The 17936-nt window shown below is 54.6% G+C and carries 14 protein-coding genes and 2 pseudogenes; 12 read left to right on the top strand and 4 right to left on the bottom strand.

Annotated elements, in window-relative coordinates:
* Nucleotide 1: 1 nt before the first annotated feature.
* The 7 genes and pseudogenes from RRH01S_RS25220 (at nt 2) to RRH01S_RS25195 (ending at nt 8851) form a co-directional block, all read left to right on the top strand.
* The gene (locus RRH01S_RS25220; RefSeq protein WP_042474885.1) at nt 2–2377 is read left to right on the top strand and encodes a S8 family peptidase; all 2376 of its coding nucleotides are present in this window, start codon (nt 2–4) and stop codon (nt 2375–2377) included.
* 17 nt (nt 2378–2394) lie between these two features.
* The gene (locus RRH01S_RS25215; protein WP_042474882.1) at nt 2395–2769 is read left to right on the top strand and encodes a hypothetical protein; all 375 of its coding nucleotides are present in this window, start codon (nt 2395–2397) and stop codon (nt 2767–2769) included.
* 311 nt (nt 2770–3080) lie between these two features.
* A complete protein-coding gene (locus tag RRH01S_RS25210; RefSeq protein ID WP_042474879.1) occupies nt 3081–4340 on the top strand; it encodes a cytochrome P450 in 1260 nt (419 codons plus the stop codon).
* A gap of 74 nt (nt 4341–4414) precedes the next feature.
* Nucleotides 4415–5590: a cytochrome P450 gene (locus tag RRH01S_RS25205; RefSeq protein WP_042474877.1), complete on the top strand. Its 1176-nt coding sequence runs from the start codon at nt 4415–4417 to the stop codon at nt 5588–5590.
* A gap of 150 nt (nt 5591–5740) precedes the next feature.
* Nucleotides 5741–6401 (top strand): annotated as a pseudogene (locus RRH01S_RS34905) (transposase); the annotation flags it as partial.
* A gap of 483 nt (nt 6402–6884) precedes the next feature.
* Nucleotides 6885–7823: a hypothetical protein gene (locus tag RRH01S_RS33635; protein WP_080705469.1), complete on the top strand. Its 939-nt coding sequence runs from the start codon at nt 6885–6887 to the stop codon at nt 7821–7823.
* Between the two features lie 590 nt (nt 7824–8413).
* Complete coding sequence (locus tag RRH01S_RS25195) at nt 8414–8851, top strand: VirK family protein (RefSeq protein ID WP_042474874.1); 438 nt, start codon at nt 8414–8416, stop codon at nt 8849–8851.
* Here RRH01S_RS25195 and RRH01S_RS35255 read toward each other — a convergent pair.
* Nucleotides 8842–9004, bottom strand: a pseudogene (locus RRH01S_RS35255) (type II toxin-antitoxin system HipA family toxin); the annotation flags it as partial. The gene RRH01S_RS25195 and the pseudogene RRH01S_RS35255 sit on opposite strands and share 10 nt — an antisense overlap.
* Nucleotides 9005–9358: 354 nt before the next feature.
* A complete protein-coding gene (locus RRH01S_RS25190) occupies nt 9359–9613 on the bottom strand; it encodes a hypothetical protein (RefSeq protein ID WP_234711741.1) in 255 nt (84 codons plus the stop codon).
* 644 nt (nt 9614–10257) lie between these two features.
* Here RRH01S_RS25190 and virA point away from each other — a divergent pair.
* Nucleotides 10258–12747: a two-component system sensor kinase VirA gene (gene virA, locus RRH01S_RS25185; protein ID WP_042474867.1), complete on the top strand. Its 2490-nt coding sequence runs from the start codon at nt 10258–10260 to the stop codon at nt 12745–12747.
* Between the two features lie 103 nt (nt 12748–12850).
* Here virA and RRH01S_RS34900 read toward each other — a convergent pair whose 3' ends face one another.
* Together RRH01S_RS34900 and RRH01S_RS34895 are read right to left on the bottom strand one after the other, a co-directional pair.
* On the bottom strand, nt 12851–13411 hold the full coding sequence (locus RRH01S_RS34900) for a plasmid pRiA4b ORF-3 family protein (protein WP_234711740.1): 561 nt from the start codon (nt 13409–13411) through the stop codon (nt 12851–12853).
* 8 nt (nt 13412–13419) lie between these two features.
* Nucleotides 13420–13716 carry a plasmid pRiA4b ORF-3 family protein gene (locus RRH01S_RS34895; protein ID WP_234711745.1) on the bottom strand — a complete coding sequence of 99 codons (297 nt, stop codon included), beginning with the start codon at nt 13714–13716 and terminating at the stop codon, nt 13420–13422.
* Between the two features lie 422 nt (nt 13717–14138).
* Here RRH01S_RS34895 and RRH01S_RS25175 point away from each other — a divergent pair, with 422 nt between their 5' ends.
* The 4 genes from RRH01S_RS25175 to virB4 are packed head-to-tail and all read left to right on the top strand — an operon-like array spanning nt 14139 to nt 17936.
* Nucleotides 14139–14876 (top strand): type IV secretion system lytic transglycosylase VirB1, encoded by a 738-nt coding sequence (locus RRH01S_RS25175; protein ID WP_042474864.1) that lies wholly within the window; start codon nt 14139–14141, stop codon nt 14874–14876.
* Nucleotides 14876–15241 (top strand): pilin major subunit VirB2, encoded by a 366-nt coding sequence (virB2, locus tag RRH01S_RS25170; protein WP_042474862.1) that lies wholly within the window; start codon nt 14876–14878, stop codon nt 15239–15241. The genes RRH01S_RS25175 and virB2 overlap by 1 nt, the downstream gene beginning before the upstream one ends.
* On the top strand, nt 15241–15567 hold the full coding sequence (locus RRH01S_RS25165; RefSeq protein ID WP_042474859.1) for a type IV secretion system protein VirB3: 327 nt from the start codon (nt 15241–15243) through the stop codon (nt 15565–15567). Before virB2 ends, RRH01S_RS25165 begins: the two co-directional genes overlap by 1 nt.
* Entirely contained in the window at nt 15567–17936 is a 2370-nt protein-coding gene (virB4, locus tag RRH01S_RS25160) for a type IV secretion/conjugal transfer ATPase VirB4 (RefSeq protein WP_042474854.1), read from the top strand. The genes RRH01S_RS25165 and virB4 overlap by 1 nt, the downstream gene beginning before the upstream one ends.

Raw genomic sequence — 17936 nt, 5'->3', positions numbered from 1 at the left:
CGTGCTGCAGCGCGACCCGGCAGGGCTTGCGCTTCGCGCTGATCCGGCCGCGCTGGCGCCTGAGCGACTTCTCGTATTCGAAGTGAAGGGGAGCATTTCCGCCTTTGCACGGGCAATCAACAACGTGCCAGGCCTCGAACTTATCGACGAGGAAGAGTTGCCGGGCGATGAGGACAAGGCACCCGTTGCCTACTTGCTTGTACCGGATTTGCGGGCACTGAGGCAGATAGAGTCGCTATGGCGAACCTGGGTGGCGGGCCGAGTGTTACCACAGGGCTTTACACCATGGCGCGACGTCTTTGCCTGTCTTCGCGACCTTCGTGTTTGGGGTCCTACCGATCGCGTCCAGCGATTGGACGCAGATGTCCTGACTGAGGAGATCGAAGGTCGGGCCGACGACGAGCTTGTTCCTCTTGAAATCGAACTGGTGTTCCGCGCGTCTCCTGACGCAGGCGCGATCAGTGAAGCGATGGTCGTGGAGGCGATCGGGCAGAGTGGTGGCCGACTTCTCAGTCGCGCCAGACTGGATGACATTGCCTACCACGCCATCCTTGCCGAATTGCCAGTGGCAGCAATTCGGATGGTCGTGGAACAGTCTCCCGCCAGCCTGGCCGGTGTCGAGCCGATCATGCACATTCGCCCGCAGAGCGTCGTCGCGGAAATTGACGCCAATGATATTGTGCCGGCTGCTCCTGCGCCGGCGATGGGACCTGTCACCGTCGACCCTATCCTTGCGCTTCTCGATGGTGTCCCGGTCGCGGGTCACCCGCTGCTGCAGCCCTATTTGAGTGTGGAGGACCATTTCGGGCTTGAGCCCGGCGCTGTCGTGGCGCAACGATATCACGGGTCGGCCATGGCCTCCCTTTTAGTTCACGGGGATCGCAACAAGCCGGAGCCGCCGCTGCCTCGTCAGGTTCACTGCGTTCCTGTTCTCGGCGACAACGACCGCTTTCCGCCGGACAGGCTGATCATCGATTTGATCTATCAGGCTGTCATCCGAATGCGCGCGGGCAATCAACCCTCGGCTCCACATGTGATCATCATCAATATCTCGCTTGGAAATGTCCGGCGCCCATTCTACGGTCAGCTGTCGCCCTGGGCGAGACTTCTCGACAGGCTGGCATATCGCTTCGGTATCCTTTTCCTCGTCAGCGCGGGCAATATAACGACACAATTCCCCGTCGCGGCCTTTGCAAACAGGGTCGCGTTCGAGGATGCCAACGCCGATCAGCGCGCGCGCGGCGTGATCAACGCGGTTGCGGCAGTTGTCGCCGACCGTCGATTGCTCTCCCCGTCCGAAACGATCAACGGCTTGACCATCGGCGCTCGAAACCTGGATTGGGTGCCGACCGCTGAGCGAGCCTTGGCACGCGTTAACGTAAACCCCTATTCCGAACTCGACATTGCGAACCCGTCCAGCGCGCTAGGGCCTGGATTCGCAGGCTCCGTTAAGCCAGATATACTTATGCCGGGCGCACGAGAGCACCTCCGCGTCGTCGCCAGCGCGGAGAGCATCACGGTCGCACCTGCGGGCGCAAGTCGAGGAGCGGGCCTCAAAGTTGCCGCACCGCCACGCCCTGGCCTTGAGAATGCCGAAGGGTTCACAAATGGGACGAGCGCAGCAACGGCACTTGCTTCCCGAACGGCACATCGCATCCACGATGCTTTGGAGGCGGCCTATGGTCAGGAATTTCTGCAGCTGACGAATACACAACGAGCTATTCTCATCAAGGCTCTGCTTGTGCACCCAGCGCGCTGGCCGAATGCGGCGGCTGGCTTGGTCAAAGAGCTACTAGGGCCGTTCGGCCAGGGTCAGGCTCCACGTCAAAAGGACAACATTCGCCGCTTCCTCGGATATGGCCTGTTCGACAGCGACGATGCCGTCGCCTGTGCCGCGGACCGTGCCACCTTCTGGTGTGTTGGTTCGCTCGGGAGGGAGCGCAGCGTCGATGTGCTGGTGCCGATACCGGCGGCGATCGGCGGACAGGCACGCGCTCACTCGGTTTCTGCTACATTGGCTTGGTTCACACCGGTCGTGCCCGGTCGGAAATCCTATCGCGCTGTTAGGATGAAGATCCTCGATCCGGCCGAGATCGCGGGTCTTGGTGTTTCCGCTGACGCATGGCAACCAGATGGAAACCAGACCAATCGCGGAACCGTCTTTACGCGGGTGTGGAGCGGGGCTCAAGCCGCGGTCGTCGCCGACGGTATGAGCTTGCGATTGAAAATTCAAAGAGAACCCGATCCCGCCGGCGCCGTTGACGAATTGGTTCCGTTCGGTCTTGCGGTTACCCTGGAAATGCCTGGCGAGCTGAGAATTTACGATCAGGTGAGAAATCGCGTTCAACCGCGTCCGGCGCAACGAGCCGCTCCATAATTAAGGAAGTAGACATTGTGGTCGAAATACCGTCAAACTTCATTGGCGATTTCAAGGTTGGGGACAACCTTGTTTACAACGCTGGCGTTCTGCGCTCGCTCTGTGACCATAATGGCGGCGGCGGCTTGAATAAGCTCGTGATGGTGCAGGTCGGGGCCATTCTCGAGGCCGCGCTGGGCCAAATCATCTACCGCGCGCAGAATTTCTATCGCGAAGGCGTCCCTAACATCGACGAAGCCGACCGGCAGGAAATCGAAGGCAAAAAGATAGACAAGCTCAACAACATCATCGATGTGATGCGCAAATATGGGCTGCTCGACGAGCTCGGGGCAGGCATCTATGACGAGCTCCACACCCTTCGCAAATTTCAACAAGGTCCATATTCAGGATGATAATCAGGATGTACCGAGCGATGAGGCGGTAACCGTCATGTCTGCGATGGCCAATTGCAGAGACTGCCTTCAATGATGGCATTTAGCCCATACGCCGACATTCGGACGGCTATTTCCCATCGGCGGTCTCTATATGAGGATACCGCAGCTGAAGGATAAATTTGATCATATTACAGATGAAACCATATTCAAATATGTAGGCACATCCTTTGTTGCTACCTTGAGCTGAACGTAACCCCCTAAAGCCAAGGCTTTGAACTTCTGTATCTTTTATGCCTTCCTTAGATTGTCATTGCTGAAAGTGTGTTACAATGATCGCAAACGGGTCCTCCAACAATCCCCAGACCGGGCAGCAGTCTAGAGACGTTACGCAGCTCGATCCTGGCGCTGTTCCTGTAAGCAGGCTTGATGCTGAAGGTCATGAACTCTTCGCAGAATGGCGACCTCGGCGCCCGTTCCTTCGACGAGAGGACGGCGTCTTTCTGGTTCTCCGTGCGGATGATATCATTCTGCTGGGCACCGATCCACGTACCAGGCAAATAGAAACAGAACTCATGTTGTCTCGTGGCGTCGAAGGCGGTGCCGTCTTCGACTTTATCCGCTATAGCATGCTTTTTTCGAATGGCGAGGCACATTCGAAACGGCGCTCAGCCTTTACGAAGACCTTCGCATTCCGGATGATTGAGGCACTGCGCCCGGAGATCATGAAAATAACGGAGCATTTGTGGGACGATTTGCAGAAAGTTGAGGATTTTGACTTTGCTGAAATGTATGCTTCGAAATTGCCTGCTCTAACCATCGCAAGTGTGCTTGGCTTGCCATCTGAGGATGCGCCTTACTTCACGCAACTTGTTTATAAAGTTTCACGCTGCTTGAGTCCTTCATGGCGAAAAGAGGATTTCGCGGAGATTGAAGCTTCTGCCATCGAGCTCCAAGACTATGTTCGGGCAGCGGTAGCGGACAGCAGCCGTCGTATAAGTGACGACTTCCTCTCGAGCTACTTGAAAGCGGTGCGAGAAGAAGGAACGCTGTCACCCATCGAAGAGATCATGCAATTGGTTCTTCTCATCCTCGCCGGAAGCGATACAACGCGTACCGCGATGGTGATGTTGACGGCTCTTTTGCTGCAAAATCCTGCTATCTGGTCCTCGCTATGTCGCGATCAGTCCGGCGTCGCAGCCGCAGTCGAGGAAGGCCTCCGTTTCGAGCCACCAGTTGGGTCTTTCCCGCGGCTAGCGCTCGAAGATATTGATCTGGATGGGTATGTGTTGCCAAAGGGAAGTCTCCTAGCCCTAAGTATCATGTCCGGCCTCAGGGATGAGAGACACTACGAGCGTCCGGAGCTTTTTGACGTAGCGCGTAAACAAATGCGTTGGCACCTCGGATTTGGTGCGGGTGTACACCGGTGCCTCGGCGAGGCTCTGGCGCGGGTTGAATTGCAAGAAGGACTTAGAACCATTTTGCGCCGCGCGCCGAATCTTGCCGTGACGGGTGACTCGCCACGGATGATGGGTCACGGCGGTGTACGGCGGGCCACGGGAATGACGGTGAAGTTGAGTCTCGACCAGTGAGCTCAATCCGCGCTGCTCGCTCGGCGGAAGGATGGCGTGTCACGCTCTGTCTTAGATGAATTGGGAGGATTCTCATGCAATTGGCGCCAGTGGATGGTGTAACGACGATCGACGACCTTACGCTTGATCCCTATCCGATTTATCGCCGAATGCGCGCGCAGACCCCGGTGGTGCGTGTCGCCTCGGTGAAGCGGACGTTTTTGACTAAGGCCTCCGATACCAAGATGGTGAAGGATGATCCCGCGCGCTTCAGTTCTAATGACCCCAGCACACCGATGAAGCCGGCCTTTCAGGCCCATACTCTGATGCGTAAGGATGGAGCGGAACACGTCCGCGAAAGAATGGCCATGGCCAAGGCCTTCGCCCCCAAGACGATCGCGGAGCACTGGGCGCCGATCTATCGGGACATCGTGAATGACTATCTTGATCGCCTTCCGCGCGGCGACACCGTAGATCTATTTGCGGAAATCTGCGGCCCGGTGGCCGCCCGCATCCTGGCTCATATCCTTGGAATTTGCGAAGCATCCGACGCGGAGATGATACGTTGGTCGCAGCGGCTCATTGACGGGGCGGGCAACTTCGGATGGCGTCCCGAGCCCTTCGAGCGGTCGGACGAAGCCAATGCGGAGATGGACAGGCTATTCGATATCCTTGTCGAAAAGCACCGGGCGGAGCCGAACCCGTCGGCTTTCGCGATCATGGTGAACGCGCCCGATCCCATACCCATGAGCCAGATATATGCCAACATTAAGATCGCCATCGGCGGAGGGATCAATGAGCCTCGCGATGCTCTCGGCACGATTGTCTATGGATTGCTGACCAATCCCGAACAATTCGAAGAGGTAAAGAGGCAGCAATGCTGGGGGCAGGTCTTCGAGGAGGGAGTGCGCTGGGTTGCGCCGATCCAGGCGAGTTCGCGCCTCGTGCTGGAGGACACGGAAATTCGTGGTTTTCTCATACCGAAGGGCGATACCGTGATGACCATCCAAGCCTCTGCCAATCGAGATGAGGATGTCTTTGAGGACGGAGAGCGCTTCAATGCCTTCCGCAATGGGAACGCGCATCAGTCCTTCGGTTCAGGACCGCATCACTGTGCCGGTGCGCAAATCTCGCGTCAAACCGTTGGGGCAATCATGTTGCCCATGCTGCTTGAGCGCTTTCCGAATATGGCGCTGCCTAACCCGGACGCGGTGCAGTGGCGCGGTTTTGGCTTCCGCGGACCGATTAATCTTCCAGTTACGCTGATATGATCGGTAGCTTCTGTCGCATCACACCTAAGTCGTCCGATGCGGCTATTTCGGGTTGGCTCTTTGAATTACAGCAGCAGTCTATAGCCTAATATCAACAGCGGTAATCAGACCGCAATGTTAAATAGCGCCGCGCATAATTGACCTGTTCCGCCCGGCCATGTGAAGAAATTAACGAGTCAGAAGCGGTGCGCGCTGCAAACTGCGCGCAAGCTTCTGCAGGAGAAAGCAATTGACATCGCGAATGACATTCGCGGCCGCTTGCGCAATTTTGAGCTCAAAGTTGGTTTAGTTGGGACGGCCGATCTCGAGGATAGGGTCCGCGAGCTCACAGAAGACATTCCCGATCTGGCGGAGATCATGGCCGCGCTCCTCACCACCAGGCAAAAGCTGCGTGAAGAGTTTTCCCGCCTACATCGGAAAGTGTCAGAAATCGCCAAGGGTAATGCGATCTGCAGACGTTTAATGACGGTTCCTGGTGTCGGCCCGGTTACGTCGCTCGCTTTATGAGCACGATCGACGTTCCTGCCCGCTTCAAGAATTCGAAAGCCGTTGGGCCATCCCTCGGATTGACCCCAGTTCGCGGCGATGAAGCCATGCGAGTGCTGCTGTATGAGGCCGCACAAGTCATGCTGCGACGGGGTCCCAGAGATGGTCCTGGCTCAAAGCCTGGGCCATGCAGGTTGCCAAGCGACGCGGCCGGCAAAAACCGATTGTCGCGCTGGCGCGCCGCCTTGCTGTGATCACGCACCGCATGTGGCGCGACGGAACAGAATTCCGTTGGAAATGGGCGAATATGCCTGCGTCTGTCTGAGAGGAGTCTGGAAAGATTCCGCTAACCGGTGGAAAGGCGCCCCTGCGGGACGATGGATGAGGTGAGCTCGCTGGGCTCTTCTGTCGATCGCTTCACCGCAGTCAGAACGCGCAACAGATTTGGGCCATCTCATTCTACTGATCCCATGCTGGGAGGGCATGCGCCGATCCCGAAGAGAAGCGAGGGCCCGCGAGAGACGTCGAACTGTCGAGAAGCTGAAAGCTCAAAAGCGCTTGACCTCAACACGCTGAACAAAGGACTCCTGAAACGATATGCCTTGGGGTTGTAGAACGCTTGCAATCTTAAGTTAGACATTCTTACGAGCGGGTCACCCCAGTCATTTGTGGATTTAGATCCCAAGCCTGTACCCATATCATTGGACTAAATTATAAGTTGTACATTACAAAAATAATACAATAAAAATTGAGACTCGTTCTTTATCGAAGTAGGCTTCGGATGATTTAGGGAAAAGGAGTTTGGATAATGGAACCCAGCCAACGAAACTTCAATGACGAACCTGGTGCTTCTCATGCAGAAGTCCGTTCCATTTCGGCAAGCACAGGGTTGCCTTCCGAGCTTTGGGCTAAGGTTGCGACTTATATTCCCACGCCGGACCCGGTGGAAACGGCACGGAATCTCGGAAGCCTGGAGCGTGCAGGGCGGGTAGGTCGCGAAGCCGTTGGAAGTGATCCTGTCGGAAAATATCACGCTCGCATGAAGCGAATTGGCGCTTCTGCCAAAGCCGTGTTCGATACGGTCATTCCTGGAGATCAATTGCCTGAGTGGGAAGTGAACAGACCTTCTCCGACAGCTAGAACGCGAGCCGTCGGATCAATTCTTAAATTCCAATCTGAAGCGGGAAAATCGAGATTTGTCGTCAATATTCTCAACTTGCCAGAATCTGCTCAATGCGATGCGATTCTCAGCGTCATAAAGCATCTGGATGATCTTGGCGAAGTTAACAAGACACGCCTCATCGAACGCTCCATCGAAATTTTGCATCTGGATCCTCCTCTGACTTGGAATATGGGCCAGAAATGCCCTGCGGCCGACGTGCTGATCCAAGGCGAAAAGTACCTGAATGCGGACCAACAAGCTCGAATACAACAAGAGAGGAATGATCGTCCGCGACTATCTCCCCTGTTTCGCCGAGCCACTGAGGATTTCGAGGTTCAAAAAGCAATGGATGCAAATCCCAGAAGATATAGGGATGCGGCGGAGCCGGAAGTCAGAGCTGTAGACGCAGCAATTGAAGCAATCGAAAGGTATAGCGCGTCCGTAGCAAGAGGGGGACCAACTGCTATCGGACTTCTAACGGCCAACGAAAGCTTTGAGAAAAATATTAATGATGCCTACACTCGTACAAAGGCCGAGCTAGATGCTTCTTCGCGTGACAGAAGTCGGTCCGGATTATCGCGATAATTTCCTGGATCGACGGCGCTGCTTGCGTCGCTCCACGGCATCAGGTTTGGCGTCGTCGCCCCTGGCCCAGTTCCGGATGTCGTTTGACAGGTGCATGTAGAGTGTACCTGTTGGAGCCGATTTTTGCCGATGGTCGCCTTGGGAAAAAGAAAGGTTTCGGAGCCCCGTGAGTGTGGGCAAATAAACGAAACATATGCGGGTGTGAAAATTCTAACAACGGTGGCAGCGCAACCGAGCCGCCTGCTAACCGACGACTTTGCGGTTGCGCTTCTTACCATCGAAGGATCCATAATGTACCGAAGCTGCAGGTTGCGTGCGGTTTGGAGTATGGATCGCCGATGGCGCTCGGAGCTTTATCGAGGATCCTTCGCCCTCAATCCTTCACGCCGAAAGAAACCGGTGAAAATGTCGAAAGAACCCATCCCAGTGAAGTCTTCGTCCCTACTGAGAATTCCTTCTCATTAGGCTGGCGGAACGACTGCAAGACGGGATCTGGTAGTAGAATCGACCTTCTCAGCGCTGCGCGCAATCTCCATTCCTTGGTATCGTGATGCTCTCAATTCTTTTACTCGTTCTAAAATGGATCAGCTATGAAGCATATCGTCCCAACCTTGTTCGGGGTACTCTTGGCTACAGCGGTGAATGCTGCCAACGATCTTCATGTGCTCGCGACTTTTCCCGAGATTGAGCTCGCCCTGACAACTGGCAAGCCGGTGAGTGTCGCGATTGACTTAAGTTTATGCACTCCCGCGAACGGCGTTACACCGCCGACGAAGACGCGTGGAGGCATCCGAATAGAGGGGTACAGGATCACAGCTGACGGCACCCTTGCGTTTGCCGACCAGCACTTTACGATTGATCGTGACGGTGAGCCCATTCTTCAATTTCTTCGCTATCACATCAGGTTGGATGGCAATGCCGAACTCACCATGGTCGTATTCAAAATGCCAAGCTATGAGCGAAAAGGTACCAGTTTGGTCTACAATTGCGCAATCAGTCGTGGATTGAGTTTCTTCGCTTCAGAGTGATTTGATTGCCCCCGGAGAATCTGCTCGGTAATCTAGCAGCCGGCCGAGCTCGATCAGGGCAGGAATACCATCTCGGATCGGTGCCTGAAAAACTTCACTGCCAACCCCAGCGGAAGCGGAGTGCGCCAAGCCGGCCTCGTCGGCGACGCCGAGGGAAGAGCGGTCTTGTCGTTATACGATGCCGGCGGCTACCCATTATATGCCCGTTAAGGTTCCCATCGACTTTTTTACTAGCTTTCGATGTCCCGGCCGTAAAGGTTCGCAACCGTTGAAGCCTCCGTACCCAAACCGTCCTTTGCTTGCGTCGCATCGATGTCGTCCATGGTATGCCACCCGCTCGCGGGCCTATGGGTGGATTTGCCAGCGCTGGTGACATTGATACCACGTTAATTTTTCGTCCGCGTCGCGACAAATTTCATGATGACATATGAAAATCCAATAGAGTTGGGTTTCAAACCAGGGCGTGGCGGCCGGTTGGAATTTTCCCAAGTCCACCGACCGTTATTCTTACATGCCGAGCTGGCGCTCCTTGTCCTCCCCCTCGCTCACTGCGAGATGCTCGTATAGCTGGATCGGATAAAATAGTTCGGAGCCAAAAGCAAAATCGAGGAGCAATTGTTCGAAAAAGGATCTCTTCGTTGACGTGGGACGCGGCTGATGGTCGGGTAACAATTGTAGGCTGGGTAGGGATACGCCGTCGATGGTTACCAATCGCAGGTGTAAGTCGCTGCGCCGCTTGTCTGTTTTCTTTTGGTGTTCCATGTCATCGTACTCCTTGTGTAAGCCTACCGATGATATGTGCAGCCCATCTGCAGTATGATGATTACAGGGGAGCGCAGATTGGTTTCAAGCGTAACCCAATTAGCCTGCCATAAGTTATGGCAATTGGTCAGGATTGGGCGCCGTATCGCGCTACATTTGTAACTCTGCGTTTCTGACGTTGCGTGCTGCTGCGGGTGACCTAAAACGAAAATGCGTCTGAAGAATATTTCATTGATATGCACATGAAATAGCCAGTTGGGTTTCAAATATCGCCGATGTCCTCGCTCTTTCGTAGACGACAGCCTTTGGAGCGCTATGGACACCACTTTGTTTCGCCGCCCCGCCACGACATTACTCGCCGCTCGTAGCATAGCAATTTGCCCTGTCGACGCATGATCAGGCTCTTGGTTATCTCGACGATTTCATTTTTTCTCGATGCAAACCCCGACATTTGACCAATTCGATCCTATGAGCCACCGCGGAGTCAAAGAGCACCTCGGCAGCCAGGAGAAGCCATAGCCAAGGTTGTGTTTCAATTGAAACAAACTGAGTCGACGTTTGTGATTTCAACCCCATTTACAAAGCCTACCGTGCGGCCTATGCGCCGCCGGAGTGGGAGCGTTGGCACGAGGAAGTAAGTGCGGATGAACGGAAGGTTTTCGCCGACTCGGCAAGATTTCAAGCAAGGCGCCAAGCCTTGGTCTATCCTGGCCCTGATAGTTGCCGCAATGATTTTTGCCTTAGTGGCAATTCAGTGCTGGCAGGACAACGAAACCAATCGGGCAATCCTGACCCAATTGCGCGGAATTAACATCGACAGTGCCTCGCTGCAGCGGGATGTACTCGGCGCTCACGCTGGTTTGGTGGCGAACTACCGGCCCATTATCTCCAGGTTGGGAGCTTTGCGGAAGAACCTCGAAAATTTGAAGCGACTATTTGAACAATCCCATCTTGTGAGCGGCAACGATTTCTCTCAACTGCTAGGCCAGCTAAAGGTGTCTGTGGATACGACCGACGCGGCGGTCGCAGCGTTCGGAACGCAAAACGTGCTCCTGCAAGATTCACTGGCCAGCTTCACTCGTGCGCTGAGTATTCCTCCCAGAATGCCGTCGACGGATCGGGCGGTCGAAAAACCGATCGAATTGGCCAGCCTGATGCTGCAGTTTATGCGTCAGCCAAGCGCAGCTCTTTCAGCGGAGATCAGTCAGGAACTCGATAGGCTCCAAAATTCACGCGATGGGGATGAAGCTCCGGCGCGTATACTTATACGTGAGGGTCGCATTGTCTTGTCGCTTCTGCCCCGGGTGAACGATGCGGTAAACATGATTCAGACCTCTGACACCGCTGAGATTGCTGAAAGGTTGCAGCGTAAGTGTTTGGAGGCCTATAGCTTACAAAACGCGAGAGAGCAGCGGGCAAGGATCTTCTTGGGTTCCGTTTCGGTGGGCCTTTGCATCTACATGATCTCACTGGTCTATCGGCTGCGCCGGAAAACGGATTGGTTAGCGCGGCGTTTGGATTACGAAGAGCTAATCAAAGAGATTGGCGTTTGCTTTGAAGGTGGTGGGGCCACCACGTCATCCGCGCAAGCTGCGCTTGGAATTATTCGGCGCTTCTTTAATGCCGATTCATGTGCGTTAGCATTGGTGGAACATGGTGATAGGTGGGTCGTCGAGAGCTTCACTGCGAAGCTGCCCGAGCCTGTCTGGAAAGATGTGGCGCTACGCGAAATGGTTTCTTTTGCCAAAGCGGACGAACGTGCGTCGGTGTTTCGCATCATGTCGACCCAAAACGTCGGCTGCTTTTCTCCGGAGATTCCAGGCCTTTCGATATTGCTGGCGCACAAATCCACGGATCAACTGATAGCGATTTGTTCGCTAAGTTACCAAAGCTATCGTCTGCGACCTTCTCCGGGTGAAATTCAGCTTCTTGAGCTCGCTACCGCCTGCCTCTGCCATTACATCGATGTTCGCCGCAAGCAGACCGAATGCGATATTCTGGAGAGGCGATTGGAGCATGCGGAACGCCTTCAGGCAGTTGGCACACTTGCCGGTGGAATAGCGCATGAATTCAACAACATTTTGGGGGCAATCCTCGGGCACGCCGAAATGGCGCAAAACACGGTGCCTCGATCATCTGTCATCCGGAGATACATTGACTATATCATTTCGTCGGGCGACAGAGCCAGGCTCATTATCGATCAGATCTTGACGCTGAGCCGAAAGCTAGAATGCGTGACAAAGCCGTTTAGTGTCTCAGATCTAGTGATGGAAATCGCTCCTTTGTTACGCGTTGCATTGCAGGGTAGCATCGATATTAATTTCAAGTTTGATGACAAGCAGAGCGTGATCGAAGGAAGCCCGCTTGAGCTTCAGCAGATGCTTATGAATCTTTGCAAGAACGCTTCCCAGGCCGTCACAGACGATGGACAAATCGACATCATAGTTGGCCGAACTTTTGTATCGAGACAGAAAATACTGGCGCATGGTGTTATGCCAGCCGGCGACTACGTTCTCCTTTCTGTCAGCGACAACGGTGAAGGCATTGCCGAGGACGTACTACCCCACATTTTCGAGCCTTTCTTTACAACACGTGCTCGCAGCGGCGGTACTGGCCTGGGCCTCGCTACCGTGCATGGCCATATCAACGGGCTTGCGGGATACATCGACGTTACCTCAACTATCGGGCGAGGGACGCGCTTTGACATTTATCTACCCCCTTCCTCTAAGGAGCCAGTCAGCCCCGACACGTTTTTTGGCCGCGGTAAAACACCGCGCGGGAGCGGGGAGACTGTGGCACTAGTTGAACCCGATCCCGTCTTGAGGGAAGTGTACGAAGACAAGATTGCCGCTCTGGGTTATGAACCGGTGGGTTTTAGGGCATTTGAGGAGTTTCGTGAATGGATTTCAAAAGGCAAACAAGCCGATCTGGTTCTGGTTGACCATTCGTCCCTTCCCATCAATCAGAGTGAAACCGCTTTGCATGCGGCGTTGAAGACCGCGTATATCATCACTGGAGGAAATGACCTTAACATGTCCCTTTCAAGGGATGACATGACAACTGAACTTTTTCTGCCCAAGCCTATATCTTCCAGAACGATGGCGCATGCGATTCACACTAAAATCAAAACATAGAGTTGACAAATTTGAACGAGGGCAATCCGAACATCTGTTCGGCGCGGCTCGATATGAGATTACATAACCAGATCAATAGTACAATCCAAGTGATCAGGGCGCGCTAGTAATGGTTTGTCGCGGTCGTTTTCTGCAGATAGTTCGGGCGGCTGCTGGGACCGGAAAACGGGCGACGATTGCTGAAATCTTTTCGGTAAAAGGCGAGCCGTTCGCTAAGCTCGGACGTCCCACCATCGTCCTGGGGGGACAAGTAGCGAACTTTTGGATGACGTAATTCGCAAAAGTCTTCGCCCTTATTGGGCATCGCGTCTATGTACCTGGGGCGATGATGCCATGAGGTATCGAGTTGCGATAACTCACATTGAATGCCGAGTTCTCCGGAGGTGTGATCAACGTTGTCGGTGCTGACTTTTCGAAAAGCCCCTTTACAAGGTTCGACGCCGAACGTGGTTCGCGACACGGCCTCGACGATATCGATGCTGATGTCGGCGGGATCAAAGCGGCCGCCACACCAGCGCTCAAGCTGGCGACGCTGAGGAGGCGTGCCTGCCATGGGGTGCCGCGGCTTAGTCATTGCGTCCAGGAACTCCGCAAAGCCGGATGTTCCGCCAATCATCGTCCGGCGGCGCCCTGTGCTCACCAACGAGGAAGCGCGGATATTCAAGGGCTGGATTACCGTCCTCGATGGCTTGCATTGATGGAGTGCTGCCAGTCATCACCGAAGTTGTAGGTATAGGTGACGGTCGAGACACCGCGATCGACCAGTGCTCCAATGCGAACGTTCCGAGCGGCATTAGTCTTTCGGGTGTATGCGTCATCAGGATCCGACACATCATATCGTCTACCACCAGCCTCAAATTCGAAGAGATGATAGTCCTCGAACAACATCAGAGCCCGAATGACGTCGTGTAGATCCTTTAGGCTCAAGTTAAGTGGCACCTCGACCCTGCGCCAGATCACTGGTTCCATCCCGTTAAGTTGGACATGCAGTCGAGCAATGCGATCGGAAAGGGTCATGAGACCGTGGTTGAGTGTCATCTCTCTAAGGGGAGCAATTTCTCAATCTGCATGAGTGGTGTGCACCGGTCTCATACCCTGATCTGGCCCTTAAATCAGCATTTCCCGTGTTTGGCATTGCGTCCGAAGACTACCCTCACGGTACGGTACGAGATCTTACGTCGGTGGGATTAGATCGTCGCCATTGTCTCAGGGGTGCCGTCTTTTGCCGTCGCGTGCCTAATACCTTGAAAAGGAGTTCTCGCTTCAAATGAAATCGAAAAGAAGAAATCAAAAATCCTAGAGTAACCAACCCACCCGATGATCGTGAACATCAAATGGCGCATCTCTTCCAACCGAAGGGCTGTGTTGGTTATCGATTGGGGAGATAAGGAATGTTCAGGGCAACGGGGCCACTGTCGATCGTCTTATTGGCCTCCGTGTGTTCGTCGAGCGAAGCGGCGCCACTCTCATTTGCCGAGTTCGATTATTTTGCCCGCGAATGCGCGCCATCAGTTGCGCCATCTACCCTTGCGGCGATTGCTAAGGTCGAGAGCCTCTTTGATCCGCTTACGGTACATGACAATACCACAGGCGAAACGCTTCACTGGCAGAATCACGCACAAGCAACGCAGGTCGTGATGGACCGTCTCGACGCGCGGCATTCGCTGGATGTTGGCCTCATGCAGATCAATTCTCGGAATTTTTCCGCGCTCGGTCTGACACCTGGCGGTGCCCTTCAAGCGTGCACGTCATTGTCTGCCGCCGCAAACTTGCTTGCTCGTCGGTATGCTGGGGGCGAAACGGCCGACGAAGAGCAATTGGCGCTTCGCCGGGCAATCTCCGCCTACAACACCGGTGATTTCACGCACGGTTTTGCGAACGGCTACGTGCGAAAAGTTGAAACGGCCGCTCAACAGCTCATCCCTCCGTTAACCGAGCGTCAAAAAGACGATCGTGAGAAAGCGAGATCCGAAGAAACATGGGATGTTTGGGGTTCATACAAGCGCCGTTCTCCGGAGGGCGGGGCTGGCGGTTCATCTGGTCCGCCACCGCCGCCAGAACCGGACAACCGCAAATCCGAAGACAACAATCAACTCTTATTCGACTTAAATGAAGGAGGTCAGCAATAATGCGATGCTTTGAGAGATACCGTGTACATCTGAATCGCCTCTCGATCTCGAACGCGATGATGCGCATTGTGTCTGGCTATGCGCCGAGCGTGGGCGGTGCAATGGGATGGAGCATTTTCTCCTCAGGGCCGGCCGCAGCCCAATCTGCGGGTGGCGGTACTGACCCAGCCACAATGGTTAACAACATATGCACGTTTATCCTCGGTCCGTTCGGCCAGTCACTCGCTGTTCTCGGCATTGTGGCCATCGGAATCTCTTGGATGTTCGGGCGAGCTTCGCTCGGTCTCGTTGCCGGCGTCGTCGGCGGCATTGTCATCATGTTTGGAGCTAGCTTCCTCGGCAAAACGCTGACTGGCGGTGGTTGATGGATGATTATCTAGAAGAAGCGACCCTTTACCTGGCGGCGACACGGCCCGCATTGTTTCTTGGGGTGCCGCTGACATTGGCGGGGCTATTCATGATGTTTGCTGGCTTTGTCATAGTTATCGTTCAGAACCCGCTCTACGAAGTCGTTCTCGTGCCCTTGTGGTTCGCGGCGCGGCTCGTCGTGGAGCGAGACTACAATGCGGCCAGCGTCGTTCTGCTGTTTTTGCAGACGGCAGGAAGGAGCGTTGATGGTCTGATTTGGGGCGGCGCAAGCGTTAGCCCAAATCCGATCAAGGTTCCCACGCGAGGGAGAGGAATGGCCTAATGCTCGGCGCAAGTGGCACGACCGAAAGATCCGGTGAGGTCTATCTCCCCTACGTTGGGCACCTCAGCGACCATATCGTCCTTCTCGAAGATGGATCGATCATGACGATGGCGCGTCTTAACGGCGTTGCCTTTGAGCTCGAGGATACTGAAATGCGCAATGCACGTTGTCGTGCATTTAACACGCTGTTGCGTAATATCGCTGATGATCATGTGTCAATATATGCTCACCTCGTACGTCACGACGATGTGCCACCATCGGCGCCGCGACACTTCCGTAGCGCTTTCTCCGCGAGCCTAAGCGAAGCTTTTGAGCAGAGGGTGCTCTCCGGCCAACTCCTTCGCAACGACCACTTCCTTACGCTAATCGTGTTCCCCCGAGCGGCGCTTGGCAAAGTCAGGAGGAGGTTCAGCAAACTCCATAGGAAAAAGGAAAACGATCTAACAAGTCAAATCAGGAACTTGGAAGATCTTTGGCATGTTGTCGCTGATGCTCTCGAAGCGTACGGCCTGCGTCGGCTTGGCGTTCGTGAGAAGCAAGACGTACTTTTCACGGAGGTTGGAGAAGCGCTGCGGCTAATAATGACTGGTCGATTCACGCCGGTTCCGGTCGTCAGCGGCTCACTGGGCGCTTCGATCTATACCGACAGAGTCATTTGCGGCAAGCGAGGGCTCGAGATCCGAACGCCAAAGGACAGTTATGTTGGATCTATCTACTCGTTTCGCGAATACCCGGCAAGGACGCGACCGGGCATGCTCAATACCCTATTGTCTCTCGATTTTCCACTTGTTCTGACGCAGAGCTTCTCGTTCCTGACTCGCGCGCAAGCGCACGCGAAGCTCAGCCTCAAGTCGAGCCAAATGATGAGTTCTGGCGATAAAGCCGTTACCCAAATCAACAAATTATCCGAGGCGGAGGACGCACTGGCGAGCAACGAATTCGTTATGGGGTCACATCATTTGAGCCTTTGCATATACGCAAACGATCTCAATAGTCTTGCCGACAGAGGTGCTCGGGCCCGGACGCGATTGGCGGATGCGGGAGCCGTTGTTGTCCAAGAAGGCATCGGCATGGAAGCGGCCTATTGGTCGCAGCTGCCGGGAAACTATAAGTGGCGCACACGTCCAGGCGCAATCACTTCGCGCAACTTCGCTGGTTTAGTCTCCTTCGAAAGTTTTCCCGAGGGGTCGAGCTCAGGTCACTGGGGCAACGCGATTGCGCGCTTTCGCACTAATGGTGGAACGCCCTTCGACTACATTCCGCATGAGCACGATGTCGGCATGACGGCGATATTTGGCCCTATCGGAAGGGGCAAAACGACGCTCATGACCTTTATCCTCGCCATGCTCGAGCAAAGCATGGTTGATCGCGGAGGTGCGGTTGTCTTCTTCGACAAGGACCGTGGGGGTGAGTTGCTGGTCCGCGCCACTGGAGGAACATATTTGGCACTCCGCAGAGGAGCGCCTAGCGGATTGGCGCCGTTGCGTGGTCTGGAAAATACGGCATCCTCACACGATTTTCTGTGCGAATGGATCGTCGCGCTCATTGAGAGCGATGGCCGTGGAGGAATTTCTCCGGAAGAGAATCGCCGTCTAGTGCGGGGCATTCATCGACAGCTCTCATTTGATCCCCATATGCGGTCTATCGCGGGATTACGTGAATTTCTGTTGCATGGGCCTGCCGAAGGCGCGGGAGCGCGACTCGAACGCTGGTGCCGAGGCAATGCACTGGGCTGGGCATTCGACGGCGAGCTTGACGAAGTAAAATTGGATCCTTCGATTACTGGTTTCGATATGACGCATCTTCTCGAATATGAGGAAGTATGCGCTCCCGCCGCAGCATATCTCCTACACCGAATTGGAGCCATGGTCGATGGCCGCCGGTTTGTGATGAGTTGCGATGAGTTTCGCGCCTATCTGTTAAACCCTAAATTTTCGGCTGTGGTCGACAAATTCCTGCTTACCGTTCGCAAAAACAACGGGATGCTAATACTGGCAACCCAGCAACCTGAGCATGTTCTGGAATCGCAGTTAGGCGCCAGCCTGGTTGCGCAATGTATGACGAAGATCTTCTATCCGTCGCCTACCGCAGACCGATCGGCATATGTCGATGGACTGAAATGCACTGAAAAGGAATTTCAGGCGATCCGTGAAGACATGGCGGTAGGTAATCGGAAGTTTCTGCTTAAACGAGAGAGCGGAAGCGTCATCTGCGAATTTGATCTGCGGGAAATGCGCGAATATGTCGCCGTCCTGTCGGGACGCGCCAACACGGTGCGATTCGCGGATAGGTTGCGCGAATCACAGGGAGACCACCCATCCGCCTGGCTCAGCGAATTCATGGCCCGTTACCAAGAGGCAAAAGATTGA

It is taken from the genome of Rhizobium rhizogenes NBRC 13257 (assembly GCF_000696095.1).
Lineage (GTDB): Bacteria > Pseudomonadota > Alphaproteobacteria > Rhizobiales > Rhizobiaceae > Rhizobium > Rhizobium rhizogenes.
This window is presented reverse-complemented; position numbering and strand designations above follow the sequence as displayed.